The organism is Gracilibacillus caseinilyticus, from assembly GCF_022919115.1.
GTDB lineage: Bacteria > Bacillota > Bacilli > Bacillales > Amphibacillaceae > Gracilibacillus > Gracilibacillus caseinilyticus.
In genome coordinates this window covers 4,064,972-4,084,420 of sequence record NZ_CP095072.1, presented here as the reverse complement: position 1 = coordinate 4,084,420, position 19,449 = coordinate 4,064,972, and the positions used below count along the sequence as shown (strand labels likewise).

Sequence of the window (19,449 nt, the reverse complement as noted above, 5' to 3'; positions counted from 1 at the left end):
CTAGAAACAAACCAAAGGGATAGGAGATGCGTGTACATGCAGTTTAACATGAATTTACCAGGATTAGAAAGTGTTATTGTTACTAAGATGGAGGAGTTGGAGGGGGACTTTTACTTACATATAAAGTTGCCTGTTAAGAAACACCGTTGTCCTGCTTGTGGGGAAAGAACAAGCCACGTCCATGACTATAGAATACAAAAGGTACAACACTTAAAGCTCTTTGAACGAACATCTTATCTGTTTTATAGGAAGCGAAGATACGTTTGTACTTGTGGAAAGAGGTTTCCTGAGAAAAACCAAGTTGTAGGGCGATATCAAAGACATTCAAAGGAATGGAATCAAGCCCTAGGGCTTCGTGTTATTCAGGGAAAAAACTTTAAAGATACTGCTGGTCAGTTCAGAACTTCTCAAACAACAGCTATTCGTCGATTTGATCAACTAGCAGCTACTAGTTTAAAAGAAGTGGACACGTTACCACCAGTAATAGCTATCGATGAATATAAAGGGGATACAACAGAAGGTAAATACCAAGTAATCATCGCAAATGGAGAAACAGGTGTCCCGCTTGATATATTACCGAATCGCTCTGTACGTACGATTAAAAAGTACTTAGCTAAAAAAGGATCTCAAGTAAAGATGGTTGTCATGGATATGAGCTAAAGCTTTAAGTCAGCAGTTCAAAAGGCTTTGCGGAACCCCATCATCATTGCAGATCGCTTCCACTTTTGTCGGTATATTTATTGGGCTTTAGAACGAGTGAGAAGACGTGTTCAAAAAGAATTCCATGATTACGACCGCAAAAAGTGCAAGCGTATGAAACACATTACATCAAGTTCTCGGCATGAGAAGATTCTGGACAGCTTAAAAGATATCGCACCGACATTAGCTTATAACGCATACCCGGAAGAAGGGGAAGGCACACAATATGAAGAAATGGAAGCTACTTTTAAAGAGATTGCTAAATTAGTAGAAAAAGAAGAAGAAGCTGACCAAATTCTGGGTGATTTATCTCAATCGTATGCTGATATTGAATCTGAAATCTCTGACGCAGGTGTTGGGAACAAGCAATTTGTTTTATCACAAGCATACAGCTCTGAAAATTCACCAGTTATTCGTTTATTCAAAGATAACGCAATGGCAACAGAAATCATGAAGAAGATAGGATTGGAAAATGCTTATCAATCCGATGGTTTTCAAGTCTATGGCTTCGATGAAACAAGTGTGGAAGCATTACAAACGGTACAAAATGCTCACTTTTTTTATATTGTGCAAGAAGATGACAATATTTTTACCAATCATTTGGCAGGAAATCCTGCATGGGAAGAACTTGCCTTTGTAAAAGAAGACAGAACATATCAGTTGCCTGGAGACACATGGACATTTGGTGGTCCTTTATCTGCAGAAGTATTTGCCAATCAAATTAAGGAAGCACTAGTGCAAGCGAAGTGATAACATGAATATAATGAAAGATTCATATAGTTGGAAAACGGTTCTTACCTTTGGAGGGGGAACCGTCCTTTTACTTTTTCTATTATTTATTCATTTACAGCAGGGAAGTGTCTCCGTCTCGGCTGCTACTATGTTACAAGCAATTTTTAATCCTCAGGATATAATCGAACACCATACAATTCGTTATTTAAGGATGCCAAGAGCGGTGATGGGCATTCTTGCTGGTGGCGCACTGGCAGTGTCCGGAGTATTGTTGCAGACAATAACGAAAAATCCATTGGCATCAGCAAGTACGCTAGGTATTCACTCAGGTTCCTACTTTGCAGTGGTATTTGCTAGTGTATTTATGACCACGACAAGTGGATGGAGTGGTTTAATCATTGCCTTTACTGGTGGAGTACTTACAGCATTTATCGTTTATACTTTAGCAGGTGTGGTCCATGCTAGTCCAGTAAAGATGGTATTAGCAGGTATGGTTGTGACCATGATGTTTTCGGCATTTACCTCGTTATTGCAGATTTTCTTTGAAAATGAAACAGCTGGTTTATTTTTATGGGGTTCCGGGACGCTTGTGCAAAATAACTGGAATGGAGCTCAATTTGTCTTACCATTTATTTTAATTGGTCTTCTCGTTTCTATGATCATCGCAAAATCACTTGATATATTTCAATTGGGAGAGGATGTAGCAAGAGGACTGGGGCAAAATGTTCCATTAATGCGACTGATTGCTGTCCTTGTTGCAGTTTTTCTTACCTCTGTAACCGTTAGTGTTGTCGGTCCAATCGGGTTTGTCGGATTGATTGCACCACACCTGATCAAATTATTTGGTTTTCAAAAGCATATCGTTATTATATTAGGTTCTTTTTTATGGGGAGCCAATGTGCTCTTAGGTGCGGATGTTCTCGCTCGAATGATAGATTCCAGTTTTTCAGAATTACCTGTTGGAGCGATTACCGCATTTATCGGGGCACCATGGCTAATTTGGCTTATTATGAAGAAAAGGAACAAACAATACAGTCAAAAAGATACTGCTATTTTGGCTGGCCAGTTACATACACCGACTTTACAAAAATGGATGATGCCAATTCTAATCGTGATTGCTATCATCACACTGTTTGTTGGAGTTGCTACTGGTAACAATGGTATGGAACTGATCCAAACTTTTCAGGCGATATTTTTTAATCAAGACTCTTTTTTAAAAAATATGGCACTTGATTTGCGATTACCCAGATTACTTGTAGCGGCAGGAAGTGGGGTGCTCTTAGCGATAAGCGGCTATATCTTTCAAGGTGTACTGCGTAATCCGCTTGCAGATCCCTCGGTAATCGGAATTACATCTGGTGCAGGTGTCGGAGCGCTTCTCTTTCTGTATATCGGCTCTGTTTCAGCTGTTTGGGTGCCGTTGGGAGCATTTTTAGGTGCTATTATCGCATTTTTAATTGTGATGGCATTAGCATATAAGACAGATTTCCAACCCGCATTACTGGCACTTTTAGGGATAGGTGTTTCAGCATTTGGTTCTGCAGTTATCCAAATAATTGTCGTACAGTCGGACATGGCAGTAGCTTCCGCATTAACGTGGTTATCGGGCACAACGTATGCGACTAGCTGGACGGAATTGATCTATTATCTGCTTGGGCCACTAGTTATTTTAGTTCCCATCATATATGTTGTAAGTGATCGTATTCATACACTTGCACTTGGGGATGATACGGCAAAAGGGCTAGGATTAGGGGTAGTTAAAACGAGGTTTTACTTGGCGCTATTGGCTTCTGTCGTAGCAGCCGCAAGTGTTGCTACAGTAGGTACAATTGGCTTTGTTGGATTGATCGCTCCGCACGTTGCCCGTTTATTATTAGGTCCGGTTCATAAAAAATTATTGCCAGCTACCGCTTTATTAGGCGCTGTTTTCCTTATGGTTGCTGACGTACTCAGCCGAACTTTATTAGTACCAAAGGAAATACCATCAGGCATAATCGTCGCCATCATTGGCGCGCCGTATTTTTTATGGTTAATGAATCGTTCAAACAAATGGAAATTTTAAGAGTACAAAAGACTTGTCAGTACAAGTCTTTTGTATTACAATAAATGATAAGGTTTTCAACAATAAGTTATCAAAATTAAGAAGTAGCTAGAAATGTTAGGACCTGTACACAAATCATAATGCAAAGCACCACTGCTATTAACTGTTTAAAGCTTTGCCACGCAAATGCCTTATTTTAAAATAATAATCTTGAAATAAATTTAGTGAACATAACTGTTATAAGAAGCAGGACAAATACTGTATTTTGAAAAATTGCCCGATTGTTGGAGCTGACTATATAAAAAAGACCCAGACATAAGTCTGAGTCCAAAAAATTATTGATTCGTTTTTTCGCGTACGAATGCTTCCACTTCATCAGCAGTACTCATGCCTAATAACTGATCTTTGTAAGAAGCAAGTTCTTTTTTAGAAAGATCACGGATTTGTGTACGTGCTGGTAAGATAGATGTTGCACTCATACTAAATTCATCTAAGCCTAATGCTAAAAGGATAGGGATCGCGATGGAATCGCCAGCCATTTCACCACACATACCAGCCCACTTACCTTCTGCATGTGCTGCTTCAATCACATTATGCACTAGGTTAAGGATTGCTGGGTGATAGGGTTGGTAAAGGTAGCTAACACGTTCATTCATACGGTCAGCTGCGAGCGTATATTGAATTAAATCGTTCGTTCCAATACTGAAGAAATCGACTTCTTTTGCGAATTGACGAGCGATTACCGCAGTAGAAGGGATTTCAACCATGATACCAACTTCGATATCATCGGAAACCTTGATTCCTTCATTCGTTAAGTTCGCTTTTTCTTCTAAAAGAATTGCTTTCGCTTGACGGAATTCATCGAGAGTAGCAATCATCGGGAACATGATTTTTAAGTTTCCATAGACGCTGGCACGAAGCAATGCGCGTAATTGTGTACGGAAAATATCATCACGTTCTAAGCATAAACGAATGGCACGATAGCCAAGAAACGGGTTCATCTCTTTTGGCAGTTCTAAGTATGGAAGCTCTTTGTCCCCACCAATATCTAATGTACGGACAACTACCGGTTTATCGCCCATCTGTTCTAAAACAGATTTGTACGCATTGTATTGTTCGTCCTCTGTAGGAAGCTCATTTTTCCCCATATAGAGGAATTCTGTACGATAAAGGCCGACACCTTCGCCGCCATTATTCATAACACCCTCTACATCATTTGGTGTACCAATGTTCGCTACCAGCTCAACATGCGAACCATCTTTTGATACAGTAGGTTCATCTTTTAACTTCGCCCATTCCTGCTTTTGTTGTTCAAATTGTTGCTGCTTCTCTTGATAGCTAGCAATTTCATCTTCAGTTGGATTAATGATAACTTTTCCATCGATTCCGTCTACAATTAACATGTCTCCAGCTTTTGCTTGCTCGGTAATATTTTTCGTTCCAACGACTGCCGGAATTTCTAATGAGCGAGCCATGATAGCGGAGTGGGATGTGCGGCCACCAATGTTCGTAGTGAAACCTTGTACAAATTGTTTGTTTAATTGCGCCGTATCAGATGGTGTTAAATCCTCTGCAATGACAATAACTTCTTCGTCAATTAATGCGGGGTTAGGGAAATTAACCCCTAATAAATGGGCCATTACACGTTTGGTAACGTCCTTAATATCAGCGGCACGCTCACGCATATATTCATTGTCCATCGTTTCAAACATTTGAATGAACATCTGAGCGGTTTCATCTAACGCAAATTCCGCATTAACACTGTCCGTTTCAATTTTATCCTTGATCGGATTAATTAATTCCGGATCACTAAGTACGAGTAAATGAGCTGAAAAAATTTCTGCATGCTCGTCCCCTAGTGAGGTACGAGCATGCTCTTTGATTTTTTCTAACTCTGATTTAGAAATGTCTAGAGCTTTTGTTAAACGATCTTTTTCAGCGTTTGTATCTTCTACTTTCTCATTGGAAAAAGAAAGGTCCGGAATAGCTAATTTGTATGCTTTGGCAATAGCTATTCCGTTCGATGCTGCTATACCTGTTAATTGATTCATGGATGAATTACTCTCCTAGACCTTCTGATTTAATAACTTCAACTACTGCATCTAAAGCCTCTTGCTCATCAGAACCGTCTGCAATAATTTTAATTTCTGCACCTTGAGGGATACCTAGAGACATAACACCCATGATAGATTTTAAGTTAATGGATTTGCCATTGTATTCTAAGTTCATATCAGATGCAAAGCTACCTGCTTTATTAACTAGTACAGTTGCTGGACGTGCGTGTACACCTGTTTCATCTGTAATTGTTACTGTTTTTTCTACTGCCATTATAAAAAACCTCCTAATAAAAATTGTTTTAAGATAATACTTCACCTTAATTTTACTCTTAATATAGGTCATATTTCAAGGGATATTATCATGTAACATGCTCATTATACGGATTGTGTGTCTTTGTGACAAGCCATTTGCTTTTCAATCCATGTAGCAATTTCTAGAAAAATCTCTGTTTTGTTCGTTTCATTCAATATTTCATGTCTTCCATTTTTATATAATTTCCACTCCATGTTTACCATTCCTATCGAGTTGTAAAAGGTTACAGCCTTCTTGATACTATCGCCATAATTTCCGACCGGATCTTCTTTTCCACTTAATAAAAGTAGAGGTAAGTCACTGAATGGCTTCTTTATTTGTCTGGTGGATTGAATGGAAAGCAGTCCGTCATATAAATCATAAAAGAATTGATTGGAAAGTGTGAAACCGCAATAATGGTCTTGCTTATACTGATCAATAATTTCCCGGTCCGTGCAAAGCCAGTCAAATTCACTATTATTTTCTGTATACTTGTTATAGCCAAAAAAAGATAGTTTATGCAACAGATTTCCTGGTGTTTTTTTGCCTCGTAGTATACAAACCATTTTGGCTAGCAATTTTGCTGTGTGTAATAAAGCATTTGATTGAAAACCAGTGCCAATCAGCGCAACACCATCAAGAAGTTCAGGTCTGAGGGTCATATAACGCCTGCTGATAAAAGATCCCATGCTGTGTCCAATAAGAAAAACGGGGAGGCTTGGGTGCTTTTTCTTGATCGCTTCTGTAACGGTGATGGCATCGTTAACCATACTAGCAAAACCATTATGATCTGCTATATGTCCAAGTGAATCTGCATTTTCCCCAGTGCGACCATGACCGCGATGATCGTGGCCATATACGATGAATGAACGATCAGTAAGAAAAGCGGCGAAATCATAGTAGCGCTCGATATGCTCTGCCATACCGTGTGTCAGTTGAACGACTGCCTTTGGTTCCGCATTGTTTTGCCAGCTTTTCACATACAGTGATTGCCGATCGTGTGTTTCAAGCCAAAAACGGTTATCTTTCATTAAAATGAACTCCTTTTTTTCTACATCTTACCACGAATCCTGTAAAAATAGCTTGCCATTTTGGTTTCTTTTTGCTACATTGTAAGTATTGATTTGTACGTCTAAGGGGGGTTTGCAACATGATGGCCGTTGCAATGACTTTATTAATTATTGATGCTATTGTATTAGTTGTATTTGTATTATTACAGTCAGGAAAAAGCGCTGGACTTTCTGGAGCTATTTCTGGTGGTGCTGAACAACTTTTTGGTAAGCAAAAAGCGAGAGGGATAGACGCTGTCTTACACCGAGGCACAATCATTACTTCTGTAATTCTGTTCGTGCTAACTTTTGCTATTGCTTATATTTTATAAAAAAATACAATCATGATGAAACACCCTTTGCGGATTGCAGAGGGTGTTTTTTTTTCGTAACATTACGTAAAATATAGTACACTTAGAAATATTTAGAAAGATCGAAAGGGGACAAGAACAACAATGAAGAGAAAACAGCCAGAACCGTTTATGTTTAAAGGAGACGAACGTGCGGTATTACTACTACATGGATTCACAGGACATTCTGCTGATGTGCGGATGTTAGGCAGACATTTAAATAGCGAGGGCTATACATGTTATGCACCTATATATCGTGGACATGGGAAATCGCCTGAAGATTTAGTTAATGCAACTGCGGAACAATGGTGGGAAGATGTAAAAGATGCTTATCAGTATTTACAAACACAAGGTTATCAAAAGATCGCGGTCGTCGGCTTATCACTTGGTGGAGTATTGGGGTTACGCCTTGCTTGTAATAATCCTGTTCAAGGAATTGTGACAATGTGTTCACCAATGTTCTTTGATAATGAATCACAATTAACAATTGGATTCCGACACTTTGCCAAAGAATTTAAACAATTGGAAGGAAAAGATGAATTAACCATCCAACAAGAGACAGAACAGCTGTTAGACGATTCAAAAGATTTATTTAAAGAGATTGAAAAATCCATTACAAGGGTAAAGGATAATATCGATATGTTGTATACACCAACCCTTGTCGCACAAGCTAAACAGGATGAAATGATCAATCCTGACAGCGCGAATTATATTTATGAGAATGTTGAATCAAACAATAAACAAATCAAATGGTATGAAAATGCTGGTCATGCGATTACATTCAGTAAAGCAAAAGATCAATTACATGAAGATATCGCTGCTTTTTTCGCATCACTTGACTGGTAAAAGCCCATACTAAGAGAAAAAGAGAAAGAGGTGGAGTAAAAATCATGTCAACAATGCAACAACAAATTCTCAACTATTTTAACGAAAATGCCACCAAACCTTTATCGGTTCAAGAAATCGAAGAGGTATTGCAATTAGATGAATCAGAACAATTCACTGAATTAATGAAAGCTTTGAATGAGCTGGAAAACGCCGGAGAACTGATTCGGACTCGTAAAAACCGTTATGGATTACCAGAGAAAATGAATTTAATACGCGGTAGTATTCAAATGCATGCTAAAGGTTTTGCCTTCTTGATTCCAGAAGAGGAAGGAATGGCGGATGTATACATTAACCATGCTGATCTTGGTTCTGCAATGAATGGCGATAAAGTGTTCGTCCGTGTGGATCATCATGATGATACTAGTAAACGGGCGGAGGGTGTTGTCGTCCGTATCATTGAACGATTCACATCAGAAATTATCGGTACATATGAAGATAATGGAGCGTTTGGATTCGTAATTGCCGATGACAAACGAATTCCTAATGATATCTTTGTACCGAAAGGCGAAGCAAAAGGTGCTGTTGGTGGCCATAAAGTTATTGTTGAAATAACAAAGTATCCTGAAGGACGTAAGAGTGCTGAAGGACGAGTAGTAAATATCCTTGGTCACAAAAATGACCCAGGAATGGATATATTATCAATCATTTATAAGAATGGTATTACCATTGATTTTCCAGAGGATGTATTAAAACAAGCAGAGAGTATTTCCAAGGAAATACCTGAAAAAGACTTAGAAGGTCGTAAAGATTTACGCGAAGAAACGATTGTGACGATTGATGGTGCTGATGCCAAGGACTTAGACGATGCAGTAACAGTGAAAAAATTAGAAAATGGTAATTATAAGCTAGGTGTATATATTGCTGATGTCACGCATTATGTGGAGGAGAACTCTCCGATCGATCGTGAAGCTTATGAAAGAGGAACGAGTGTTTACCTAGTGGATCGTGTTATACCGATGATTCCGCATCGACTTTCCAATGGTATCTGTTCATTAAATCCTCAAGTAGATCGCCTTGTATTGGGTTGTGATATGGAAATTAATCCAAAAGGTGAAGTAGTCAACCATGATATCTTTCAGGCAGTCATTAATACAACAGAAAGAATGACATATAAGGCAGTTAACCAAATACTAGTGGACAAGGATCAAGAACAAATTGACCGCTATCAATCCCTTGTTCCGATGTTTGAGGACATGGAAGAATTAGCGGAAGTATTGCGTAAGAAACGTTTTGGCCGTGGTGCTATTGATTTTGATTTTAAAGAAGCACAAGTATTGGTTGATCAAGAAGGTAAGGCAGAAGATGTTGTGATTCGGGAGCGTTCCGTTGGGGAGCGATTAATTGAGGAATTTATGCTTTGTGCCAACGAAACTGTTGCTGAACATTTTCATTGGATGGATGTTCCGTTCATTCACCGTATTCACGAAGATCCTGATCCAGCAAAATTACAAACATTCTTTGAATTTATTGCTAGATTTGGATATGTTGTTAAGGGTAGTTCCAATGAAATTCATCCACAGGCATTGCAAAATGTATTAGATGAAGTAGCAGGTACAGAAGAAGATATGATTATTTCCAAATTAATGCTGCGTTCCATGAAGCAAGCAAAATATGATCCACAAGGAATTGGTCACTTCGGTTTAGCTACGGAATTTTATACGCATTTCACGTCACCAATTCGTCGTTATCCGGATTTAATTGTGCACCGATTAATTCGTACGTATTTGATTGAAAAGAAACTAGACCAAAATACGAGACATCATTGGAAAGACAAAATGCCTGATATAGCAAAGCAAGCTTCATTAAAAGAACGTGCAGCTGTAGATGCTGAACGTGAAGTTGATGATCTGAAGAAGGCAGAATATATGCAAGATAAAATCGGAGAAGAATATGATGGTGTGATCAGCTCTGTTACCAACTTCGGGTTGTTTGTGGAATTGCCAAACACTGTTGAAGGTCTTGTACACGTAAGCTATTTAACAGATGATTATTATCATTTTGATGAGAGAGCGTATGCCATGATTGGTGAGCGAACAGGCAATGTCTTTCAAGTTGGCGATGCGATCACAGTAAAAGTAGCACAGGTTAACTTAGATGAACGCTCCGTCGATTTTGAAATTGTCGGTATGAAGCCAAAAAAAAGACGTTCAAAGCCAGAAGATAAGGTAATTCAAGCTCGTCGAGATAAAGGTGGACTAAAGAAAACGGCAAAAAAATCACAAAATTCGAGTAAACCAAACAACAATAAGAAACAAGGTCAAAAGAAGAAAAAGAAAAGGTAATCACAAGTTACTGGGATAGCGATGTAGCATGATTTGGGCTATCCCAGTTCTTCTTTCTACAATTATTCGCACATTTCTCATTTTTTTGTTAAAATGTATTTTACGTAACAGTAGGAGGAACCGGATTATGGCAAAAAAAGAAGGAAGAGTAATTGCGCAGAATAAAAAAGCAAATCATGATTATTTTATTGAGGATACGTTTGAAGCAGGAATTGTTTTACAAGGAACGGAAATAAAATCAATTCGAGCAGGTCGAGTAAACTTGAAAGACAGTTTTGCGACCATTAAGCAAGGGCAAGCCTATGTCAATAACATGCACATCTCTACTTATGAACAAGGAAATCGATATAACCATGAGCCGACTAGAGCACGTAAGCTGTTGCTTCACCGCAAGCAGATTGATCAGCTGATTGGTCAAAGCCAACAGGAGGGTTATTCTATCATTCCGCTTAAAGTATATATTAAGAATGGGTTTGCCAAAGTTCTGATCGGATTAGGAAAAGGGAAGAAGAAATTCGATAAGCGTGAGGACCTGAAACAAAAACAGGCGAAACGTGATATGGACCGAGCGATTAAAGATAGTATGAACTAAATATTCCCAGTTCATATTCCTTGAATTAGAGAGAATTTATGTTATAATAGTTTAAGTCGGCAGGACATCTATAATTGAATATATTGAGCAATTTCGCTCTGTCCGTTTGCCCTTTTATTTTATATATGGGGACGTTACGGATTCGACAGGGATAGATCGAGCTCAGGTTGCGCGTCGAGGTTACGACTCGTAAAACGTTAACGCCAATAATAACTGGCAAAGAAAACAATTACTCTTTAGCAGCTGCGTAAGCACTGCTGAAGGATCCTTCCTACCATCGCCCATGTGGTAGATTGAAGGGTCTCACTTATTAGTGGGCTACGCTATCATCCTCCGCCTGGGGAAGGATAGAAGAGACTAATCAGGCTAGCCACTCGGACGCCTGTTGGTAGGCAGAAGAGCTGGCGAATGCGCAATATACCAACTATGCGTGTAGACGCCTGAGTGCCGATATCTCTGGACGTGGGTTCGATTAGTAAATAGTCGCCTCGTGTGGCAACACATGAGTGATAATTCGGCTTTATCGGTGAAATCTAAGTTACCATAAAGGTGATAAGGCAACACCGAGCGGTATGTGGAGGAATCCAACAGCCGTGTATCGACTTATAGGCTACCAGGAAGGTAGTACTAGGATGCAAAATACTTGTTGTTTTTAACAAAATCTACATTTTGCATAATACGCCGAAGAGCCTGTGATTAACAGGTTCATGATATAGTCAGTGCCATGTCGAAAGCATGGAAGTGCACGTCCCACCGTCTCCACCAATACATAATTGGTGGTTTTTTTGTTTTTTTTGTTACTTCAAGCATAAATTTTCATAAAATGAAAGCTTATGCTTGAATATACTTTATGGAATCTTATGCTTGATAATTTATTGTGAACTACCATAATAAATTCAAATAAGCATAAACTATTGCTACAACGAAAGTCCACAAACTTTTGGTGGTTCAATATTGTTTATTTAAATAAATTCGGGTTTTTTTAAAAGTATTCCATCTCTAAATGTATCGCACAACATCAATCTTTTTCTGTAAAAGAGAGAAAGATGATTTAGAATCGACACAATTTAATTGGAAATTAGTCGAATAAAGATGGAAAAAGAAAAACTTGATATATTAAAATTAAGAACGTTTGGATAGGGCTGGGAGATTAAAGAGTTTCTTTTTTCTTTCAGTCTTTGTTTATTGGCCCCAGAATATATGTCGGGGTAAATAAAGCATTTTCGATACTTTTATTACTAAGTATATTGTTGCACTATCAATAAATTTATATCACATAAATCTCCAAATATTCTTACATCTATTGGGAACCTGATTTAAATCCTTATTTTGTTAACTTTTTAATAAATCATAATCGCAGTGTTGACTTTAGGATATTGTTGAACACTAAAAGAGAACAACAAGGAGTAACGTCGTATTTAATACGACCACTGAAATGTCCCACCTCTGGCATAGTTTTTTACCACAAAATGACCCAAAGTGTACCAAAGAACTACAGACTGTTTACCACTGCGGTTTCTCTGGTGATAAAAGGTTTAATATTTTATTTTATAATCAGTTTTTATAAATGGCTCAGCTTAACTCTTGTATTACGTAGTAGACGCTTACTACTCAGCAATCAACTTCATTTATAAAACGATGTACCTAAAGCATAGAAGTGTCTTGATTTATATGGTTTTCAAAAAGCGGAACATACTACAAAGGCCGTAGATAATTTCCGCAGAAAAAAAGGGAGATTATATTATTAGAAGTTGAATTGGCCACTTAAAGGTTTACGTAAATCTGTAGTATAATTGATACTAAGTTTTATGAAATGACTAAAAACAATTTTAGAAAGGGTTGACACATGCCAATCAATATAATACAATTATCTCGAATTCGAGGTAATTGAAAGGAATGAGTATCATGGATAGTCAAGACATGGAGAAATATGAAGAGGATTTGTCATTAAAGGCATTTATTGTCCTATCTCGAGCATTACAATCAATTAAAAAGCGTGTAGAAGAAGACATAAAATGTCTAGGATTAAATCCAACTGAGTTTGCTGTTTTAGAATTAATCTATAGTAAAGGTGATCAGCCAATACAAAAAATTGGTGAAAAAGTTTTAATTGCAAGTAGTAGTATTACCTATGTTGTAGATAAACTAGAAAAGAAAAAATTATTAGAGAGAAAGCCTTGTCCAAAAGATCGACGAATAACACATGCTGTCATAACGGAAGCTGGAATTGAACTGATAAATGAAGTCTTTCCAAAACATAAAGCAGCTTTGAAAGAAATCTTTGGGGGATTAGACATTAAAGAAAAAGAAGGTCTAATTGTACAGTTGAAAAAACTAGGCTTCCATGCACAAAGCATGTAAATTTTTTACAATAATATCTCGAATTAGTAATATATTAATTAATAATAAATAAGAATCGTTTGTGGGGATAGATATGTCAGATTTTAAAGAGTTAGTAAAAGAAAGGCGATCAGCAGGAAATTTCATCCCAGAATTCACCGTTTCTAAACAAGAATTAAATGAAATTTTTGAATTAGTCAAGTTGGGACCCTCTGCTTTTAATTTGCAACATACCAACTATATAACTGTATTAGACAAAGATAAAAAGGAAATGTTACAAGTGGCGGCTAATGGTCAATACAAGGTATTAAGTTCATCTGCAGTTATTATCGTTTTGGGAGATAAGAATGCTTTTCATCAAACCGCAGAGATCTACGAAGGCTTAAAACTGCTTGGAATAGTAAACAAACAAGAATATGATTTAATGGTCAATGATACTGTTTCTTTTTATCAATCCAGAGGGGAAGAGTTTCAAAGGGATGAAGCCATTAGAAATGGATCCTTATCTTCCATGCTTTTTATGATGGCTGCTAAAGAAAAAGGTTGGGATACCTGTCCTATGATTGGCTTCGATCCTATAAAGGTGAAAGAGGTATTGAACATAAGTGAACAATACGAGGTCGTCATGATGATTACACTTATTACACTTGGAAAGGAAAAAGTGGAAAGCAGAAAACCGAGAGGATATAGAAAACCTGTAAATGAATTTGTAACTTATATCTAATAATAAAACAACAATTATATTAAATAGGAGTGAAATGAAATGATTAAAAAAACAAGTGGGATTCACCACATTACAGCAATAGTAGGTCATCCGCAAGAAAATGTAGATTTTTATGCTGGAGTTCTAGGTTTACGTTTAGTGAAAAAAACCGTTAATTTTGATGATCCAGGTACTTACCACCTATATTTTGGTGATGAAGGTGGTAAACCAGGTACTATCATTACATTCTTTCCATGGGCAGATGCTAGTCAAGGAGTGATCGGAGATGGTCAGGTAGGAGTTACTTCTTATGTCGTTCCAAAAGGTGCAATGACATTCTGGGAAAATAGATTAACAAAATTTAACGTCCCTTATACAAAGATGCACCGTTTTGGAGAAGAATACTTGGAGTTTGATGATCCTCATGGACTTCACCTAGAAATAGTTGAAAGAGAAGAAGGGGACAAGAACAATTGGAAATTCGGGGAATTAACACCAGATAATGCAATCAAAGGGTTTGGTGGAGCGACACTTTTATCCAAACAACCAGAAAAAACAGCTGAATTATTAGAAAAGGTAATGGGACTAGAAAAAGTTGGGGAAGAAGGAGATTTTATTCGTTTCCGTTCTTCCGGTGATATTGGAAATGTCATTGATTTGAAATTAACTACAATAGGGAATGGACAGATAGGTGCAGGTACAGTTCACCATATTGCGTGGAGAGCTATTGATGACAATGATCAGTTAGAGTGGCAAAAGTATGTTACAGACCAAGGTTATGGTGTTACGCCTGTGCAAGACAGAAATTACTTTAACGCTATTTACTTTAGAGAACATGGGGAAATCTTGTTTGAAATTGCAACAGACCCTCCTGGATTTGCTCATGATGAATCACATGAAACAATGGGGGGACAATTAATGTTACCAGCCCAGTATGAACAATACAGAGAGCAATTAGAACGTAGATTGATACCAATAAAAGTGAAAGAACTTGATTAAACTTTGTAAAGGAGTGATTCGATGTTTTCCATTGATCCACGGACAATAACGGAAAGAGAGAATTACAAATTTTTAATCGGGAGTATTATACCGAGACCAATTGCATTTGTTACAAGTTTGTCCGAAGAAGGTATCTTAAACGGAGCACCTTTTAGTTATTTTAATATTGTATCTTCTAATCCACCTTTGGTTTCTTTATCGATACAACGGTCTGGAGGGAACCAGAAGGATACTGCTAGAAACATCATGAAGAGTAAGGAATTTGTAGTTCATATTGTCGATGAACAAAATGTTGAAAAAATAAATGCAACGGCAGCAAAATTACCACCAAGTCAAAGTGAGGTTCAGCTGGCGGCTTTAACGGAAGTAGAAAGTGTAAATATCTCGGTGCCAGGCATAAGGGAAGCAAAAGTCCGTATGGAATGTGTGCTGGAACATGCATTAGAGTTGGAGAACGAAGATACACCAGGGTGTGATTTTCTGATAGGGAGAGTAGTTCAATATCATGTTGAAAGTGATATTTACGAAAACGGAAGAATAGATCCCAGAGGTCTTGGTGCCATAAGCAGGTTAGCAGGGCATGATTACGCAAAGATTGGTGAAATCTTTACTAAGGAAAGACCGAAATAATTCTAGGTATAATCTTGTAAGAAATGGAGTGAGTAGTTTGCACAAGACAGCAGGTATTCACCATATTACAGCGATGGTTAATGATGCGCAAAGAAATATAGATTTTTATGCCGGTGTACTAGGATTACGACTTGTAAAAAAGACAATAAATTTTGACAGGCCAGAAGTATATCACCTTTATTTTGGAAATAAATCTGCTGATCCTGGAACTATAATTACATTTTTTTATGGCAGAAACAACTTAAAGGACATATTGGCACTGGTCAAGTAGGAGTCACAAGTTATATTATCCCGAATGGTTCGATTGAATTTTGGGAGAACCGTTTGCAAAAGTTTGGAGTAGAAATAGAGAAAATTAACCTGGTTTGAAGAGAGATATCTTAGGTTCAGCGATCCAGACGGACTTCCAATTGAACTAGTTGAACGAATTAATGGACCAATAAATAGATGGAGTTTTGGCGAAATAACCGATAAAGTTGCAATTAAAGGATTTGGTGGAACTACATTGAATTCAGCAAAGCCACATCAAACGGCAAATGTACTAGAGAATATATTAGGGTTTGAACTCATTGGGCAAGAGGAAGGATACCTTAGATTCAAATCGGCAGCAGAGCTTGGCAATACGGTTGATATAAAGTTAACACCATCTCCGCGTGGTTTAATGGGGGCTGGTACAGTTCATCACATTGCATGGAGAGCCAAGGACGATGAAGACCTTCAGAAGTGGCGGTCACTACTAATAGAAAAGGGATATTACCCTACAGAAATAAAAGATCGCAATTATTTTAAAGCACTATATTTCCATGAAGAAGGTGGAATTCTTTTTGAGATAGCAACAGATCCACCAGGATTGATTGTTGATGAACCTATCAATAAACTAGGAGAGGAACTTATGCTTCCTTCTTGGTTAGAAGAAAAAAGGAAGAACTAGAAGCTGCTTTGCCCAATGTGAAAGTTAGAGATTTAGAGGAGGATAAATAATGAAGCACATATTTAACAAAGGAAAAGATCCTAAGAAGCCAACGTTACTACTGTTACATGGAACTGGTGGTAATGAATTAGATTTATTACCTCTTGCTGGAAGAGTAGATGATGAAGCATCTGTATTAAGTGTTCGTGGAAACATTTCAGAAAACGGAATGCCCCGCTTCTTTAAGAGGTTAGCAGAAGGTGTATTTGATGAAGAAGATTTAGTATATCGTACTGAAGAGCTGAATCAATTCCTTGATGATGCAGCGCAAGAATATGACTTTGACCGAGATAATATTATTGCCATCGGATACTCAAACGGTGCGAATATTGCAGCAAGTTTATTATTTCATTACCAAAATACTCTAAAGGGCGCAATCCTTCATCACCCCATGGTTCCAAGAAGAGGAATAAAACTGCCAGATTTATCAGGGAAATCGGTATTTATTGCAGCTGGAACAAACGATCCTATTTGTTCAGCTGTAGAATCTACAGAATTACAAACTTTACTAGAAAAAGCCAACGCGAAAGTAGATATACACTGGGAAGATAGAGGACATCAACTGACACCTACAGAGGTAGCGGCTGCTAGTAAATGGTATTCTACCTTAGACTTAAATGAATAGAAAGGAAGGGACGGACAGTCTATAGCATAATTTAGAAACTTATATGAAAGATCTTAACTGATAGAGAGTTGAGGATTGTGGTTGGTGAATAATATAAATTTAGGTCCATACCTAAGCAAAAAAAGCTTGTACCATATGGTACAGCCAATCGTTGAATTAACTACTAATAAGGTTTATGGCTATGAAATGTTACTTCGCTCAAAAGACATGGATAGTCCAGAGAAAATCTTCGGTTATGCAGAAAAAAAAGGCAAGCTTTTTGATTTAGATATGTACTCCATAAATAAAGCATTTGAAGAAATAAATGAACGTGCATCTGAGCTAAAGGGAAAACATTTATTCATCAATATCCTTCCGTCCAACATAGCAAATAATTTTAATATACAGGGGATAGAGCAGCTTAAATCAACATTAAAGCCAACTGTTCATAATATAGTGTTTGAAATTACGGAAGAGAGAAAAGAAGCAGAATTATTGATGTGTAAAACCATGGTTTCTGACATGAAAAAACAAGGATTTTTAATTGCATTGGATGACTTAGGTAAAGGTGATTCGACCATACCATACGCTATGGAGCTTGAGCCAAACATTGTAAAACTAGATTGTTATTTTTCACAGAATCTAGCATATAACCTTGATAAGCAAAGGGCGATTCAATCCATAATTAAGCTCTTAGGTGATGATCCAATTGTTATTTTAGAAGGCTTAGAGAAAGTAGAAGATTTATACATGGCAAAAGCATTAGGAATTCGGTATGCACAAGGATATGTGTTAGGAAAACCTGGGTCTATAGACTACTATTTATCAAGTGAGGTAGTGGAAACAGCATATATTCATAATACTGGCGAACAAAGAATCGGGTGGCTATGATGGATTTAGTATATCAACCTAATAAAAAATATAATATATTGGATCTTATTTGGACAAATACAACAGATGCTATTTTTGCTATAGACTATCGAGGAGCAGTAATTGACGCGAATCCAGTCTTCAATCATATGCTTGGCTGGGAGTTAGAGGAATTACATGATATTACTTTTCCTCCGTTCATTACCAATATGACAGAAGAAGAACATCAGAGTCTATTAAGTAATTTAAAAGATGGGCAAGACTTCCCTTATGAGGTTGCAAAAAGAAGAAGTAAGCATGATTTGATGTTGGATATCTTAGCATCTTACTGGTCAGTTAATGACAAAAGAATTCTTGCAATAGGGATGTATAAGGACTTTACGGAGCAATTACAAATTCAGAGGCAACTTGAAGAAAGTGAATACTGCTATCGAACGCTTGTAGAATATTTACCAGAAGTAATAGTAAAACAGCGTAATAATAAGATTGAATTTGCTAATTCATCTGCTGTTAAACTTTTTGGAAAACAAAACCTAGAAGATATTGCTGGTCAATCTATTTGGGATTTTATAACAAGTGAAAGAAGAGTCGAAATACAGCATGTGATAAATAACGTATATGTAGATGACAAATTGGGAGTACCTAAGACATTGATTGGTATGTTTGCTCTAAGTGATGGTACAGAGATTGATGCAGAAGTAAAAATAATACCGATTGGTAGTAAAAAGAAACCAGATATACAAATTGTTTTTCGGGATGTGACTGAAAAGAAAAAATACGAACAACAACTGGAACATCTTGCGTATCAAGATCCTTTAACAGGGTTGAAAAACAGAAGGAGTTTTACAGAAATTGTTACAGAATCAATTGAAATAGCCAAGAAAGAAAACAAAAAAGTTGCATTGATGTATATTGACATTGATAAGTTTAAAGCAATAAATGATACTTTTGGTCATAATGTAAGTGATCAATTACTCCAGCAATTTGCAACCAGATTAAAATCATGTGTTCGTAATGGAGATGCACTTTGCCGAGTTGGCGGGGATGAATTTCTTGTTTTACTGAAAGAAATCACGCTGGGAAAGGAAACAATAGATGTTGCAGAAAGAATGCATACTATGTTTCAAAAACCTTACGAGATTGATGGTTTAAGTATCCACGTAACTTCAAGTATAGGAATTGCGCTATTTCCAGATAACGGCGGAGACTTTAGAACATTAATTCATCGCGCAGACGACGCATTATATCAAGCTAAAGTAGATAGAAATCAGTATGTGTTTAATAAAGAGATTAAGTAGACTAGATTTTCTGAAAAAATGTAAAAAATTATTACGAATATCTTGAATTAGAG

Annotated in this window: 16 protein-coding genes, 1 other RNA gene and 2 pseudogenes; 16 read left to right on the top strand and 3 right to left on the bottom strand. The window is 37.2% G+C overall.

The window, feature by feature from the left end:
• Window positions 1-30 precede the first annotated feature (30 nt).
• The 3 genes and pseudogenes from MUN88_RS19695 to MUN88_RS19685 form a co-directional block, all read left to right on the top strand.
• Window positions 31-825 (top strand): annotated as a pseudogene (locus MUN88_RS19695) (ISL3 family transposase); the annotation flags it as partial.
• Complete coding sequence (locus MUN88_RS19690; protein WP_244724642.1) at window positions 814-1,449, top strand: ABC transporter substrate-binding protein; 636 nt, start codon at window positions 814-816, stop codon at window positions 1,447-1,449. The pseudogene MUN88_RS19695 and the gene MUN88_RS19690, both read left to right, overlap by 12 nt.
• A gap of 13 nt (window positions 1,450-1,462) precedes the next feature.
• Window positions 1,463-3,493 (top strand): iron ABC transporter permease, encoded by a 2,031-nt coding sequence (locus MUN88_RS19685; RefSeq protein ID WP_369810007.1) that lies wholly within the window; start codon window positions 1,463-1,465, stop codon window positions 3,491-3,493.
• A 314-nt stretch (window positions 3,494-3,807) separates the two neighbouring features.
• On the opposite strand, the gene ptsP is transcribed toward MUN88_RS19685, so the two are convergent.
• The 3 genes from ptsP to MUN88_RS19670 form a co-directional block, all read right to left on the bottom strand.
• On the bottom strand, window positions 3,808-5,523 hold the full coding sequence (gene ptsP / locus MUN88_RS19680; protein ID WP_244718468.1) for a phosphoenolpyruvate--protein phosphotransferase: 1,716 nt from the start codon (window positions 5,521-5,523) through the stop codon (window positions 3,808-3,810).
• Window positions 5,524-5,530: 7 nt separating this feature from the next.
• A complete protein-coding gene (locus MUN88_RS19675; protein WP_208588073.1) occupies window positions 5,531-5,800 on the bottom strand; it encodes a phosphocarrier protein HPr in 270 nt (89 codons plus the stop codon).
• Between the two features lie 104 nt (window positions 5,801-5,904).
• Complete coding sequence (locus tag MUN88_RS19670; protein ID WP_244718466.1) at window positions 5,905-6,852, bottom strand: alpha/beta hydrolase; 948 nt, start codon at window positions 6,850-6,852, stop codon at window positions 5,905-5,907.
• Window positions 6,853-6,971: 119 nt separating this feature from the next.
• Between MUN88_RS19670 and secG the strand changes: the two genes are divergently transcribed.
• The 13 genes and pseudogenes from secG to MUN88_RS19605 all read left to right on the top strand — a co-directional run bounded on the left by secG (window position 6,972) and on the right by MUN88_RS19605 (window position 19,396).
• Window positions 6,972-7,202, top strand: coding sequence for a preprotein translocase subunit SecG (secG, locus tag MUN88_RS19665; protein ID WP_244718463.1), 231 nt, complete (start codon window positions 6,972-6,974; stop codon window positions 7,200-7,202).
• A 123-nt stretch (window positions 7,203-7,325) separates the two neighbouring features.
• Window positions 7,326-8,066: an alpha/beta hydrolase gene (locus MUN88_RS19660; RefSeq protein ID WP_244718460.1), complete on the top strand. Its 741-nt coding sequence runs from the start codon at window positions 7,326-7,328 to the stop codon at window positions 8,064-8,066.
• A 44-nt stretch (window positions 8,067-8,110) separates the two neighbouring features.
• Complete coding sequence (gene rnr / locus MUN88_RS19655; protein WP_244718457.1) at window positions 8,111-10,390, top strand: ribonuclease R; 2,280 nt, start codon at window positions 8,111-8,113, stop codon at window positions 10,388-10,390.
• Between the two features lie 127 nt (window positions 10,391-10,517).
• Window positions 10,518-10,982 carry an SsrA-binding protein SmpB gene (gene smpB / locus MUN88_RS19650; RefSeq protein WP_244718454.1) on the top strand — a complete coding sequence of 155 codons (465 nt, stop codon included), beginning with the start codon at window positions 10,518-10,520 and terminating at the stop codon, window positions 10,980-10,982.
• Window positions 10,983-11,117: 135 nt separating this feature from the next.
• Window positions 11,118-11,457: a transfer-messenger RNA gene (gene ssrA, locus MUN88_RS19645) on the top strand.
• A gap of 1,430 nt (window positions 11,458-12,887) precedes the next feature.
• The gene (locus MUN88_RS19640; protein ID WP_244718451.1) at window positions 12,888-13,343 is read left to right on the top strand and encodes a MarR family winged helix-turn-helix transcriptional regulator; all 456 of its coding nucleotides are present in this window, start codon (window positions 12,888-12,890) and stop codon (window positions 13,341-13,343) included.
• Window positions 13,344-13,416: 73 nt separating this feature from the next.
• Window positions 13,417-14,046: a nitroreductase family protein gene (locus MUN88_RS19635; RefSeq protein WP_244718448.1), complete on the top strand. Its 630-nt coding sequence runs from the start codon at window positions 13,417-13,419 to the stop codon at window positions 14,044-14,046.
• A gap of 39 nt (window positions 14,047-14,085) precedes the next feature.
• Window positions 14,086-15,024: a ring-cleaving dioxygenase gene (locus tag MUN88_RS19630; RefSeq protein WP_244718445.1), complete on the top strand. Its 939-nt coding sequence runs from the start codon at window positions 14,086-14,088 to the stop codon at window positions 15,022-15,024.
• Window positions 15,025-15,045: 21 nt separating this feature from the next.
• Entirely contained in the window at window positions 15,046-15,654 is a 609-nt protein-coding gene (locus MUN88_RS19625; protein ID WP_244718443.1) for a flavin reductase family protein, read from the top strand.
• 73 nt (window positions 15,655-15,727) lie between these two features.
• Window positions 15,728-16,635 (top strand): annotated as a pseudogene (locus MUN88_RS19620) (ring-cleaving dioxygenase).
• Complete coding sequence (locus MUN88_RS19615; RefSeq protein WP_244724639.1) at window positions 16,632-17,249, top strand: alpha/beta hydrolase; 618 nt, start codon at window positions 16,632-16,634, stop codon at window positions 17,247-17,249. The pseudogene MUN88_RS19620 and the gene MUN88_RS19615 overlap by 4 nt, the downstream one beginning before the upstream one ends.
• Before the next feature lie 84 nt (window positions 17,250-17,333).
• On the top strand, window positions 17,334-18,119 hold the full coding sequence (locus tag MUN88_RS19610) for an EAL domain-containing protein (protein ID WP_244718440.1): 786 nt from the start codon (window positions 17,334-17,336) through the stop codon (window positions 18,117-18,119).
• On the top strand, window positions 18,116-19,396 hold the full coding sequence (locus tag MUN88_RS19605) for a diguanylate cyclase domain-containing protein (RefSeq protein ID WP_244718437.1): 1,281 nt from the start codon (window positions 18,116-18,118) through the stop codon (window positions 19,394-19,396). Before MUN88_RS19610 ends, MUN88_RS19605 begins: the two co-directional genes overlap by 4 nt.
• The last annotated feature ends 53 nt before the right edge of the window (window positions 19,397-19,449 follow it).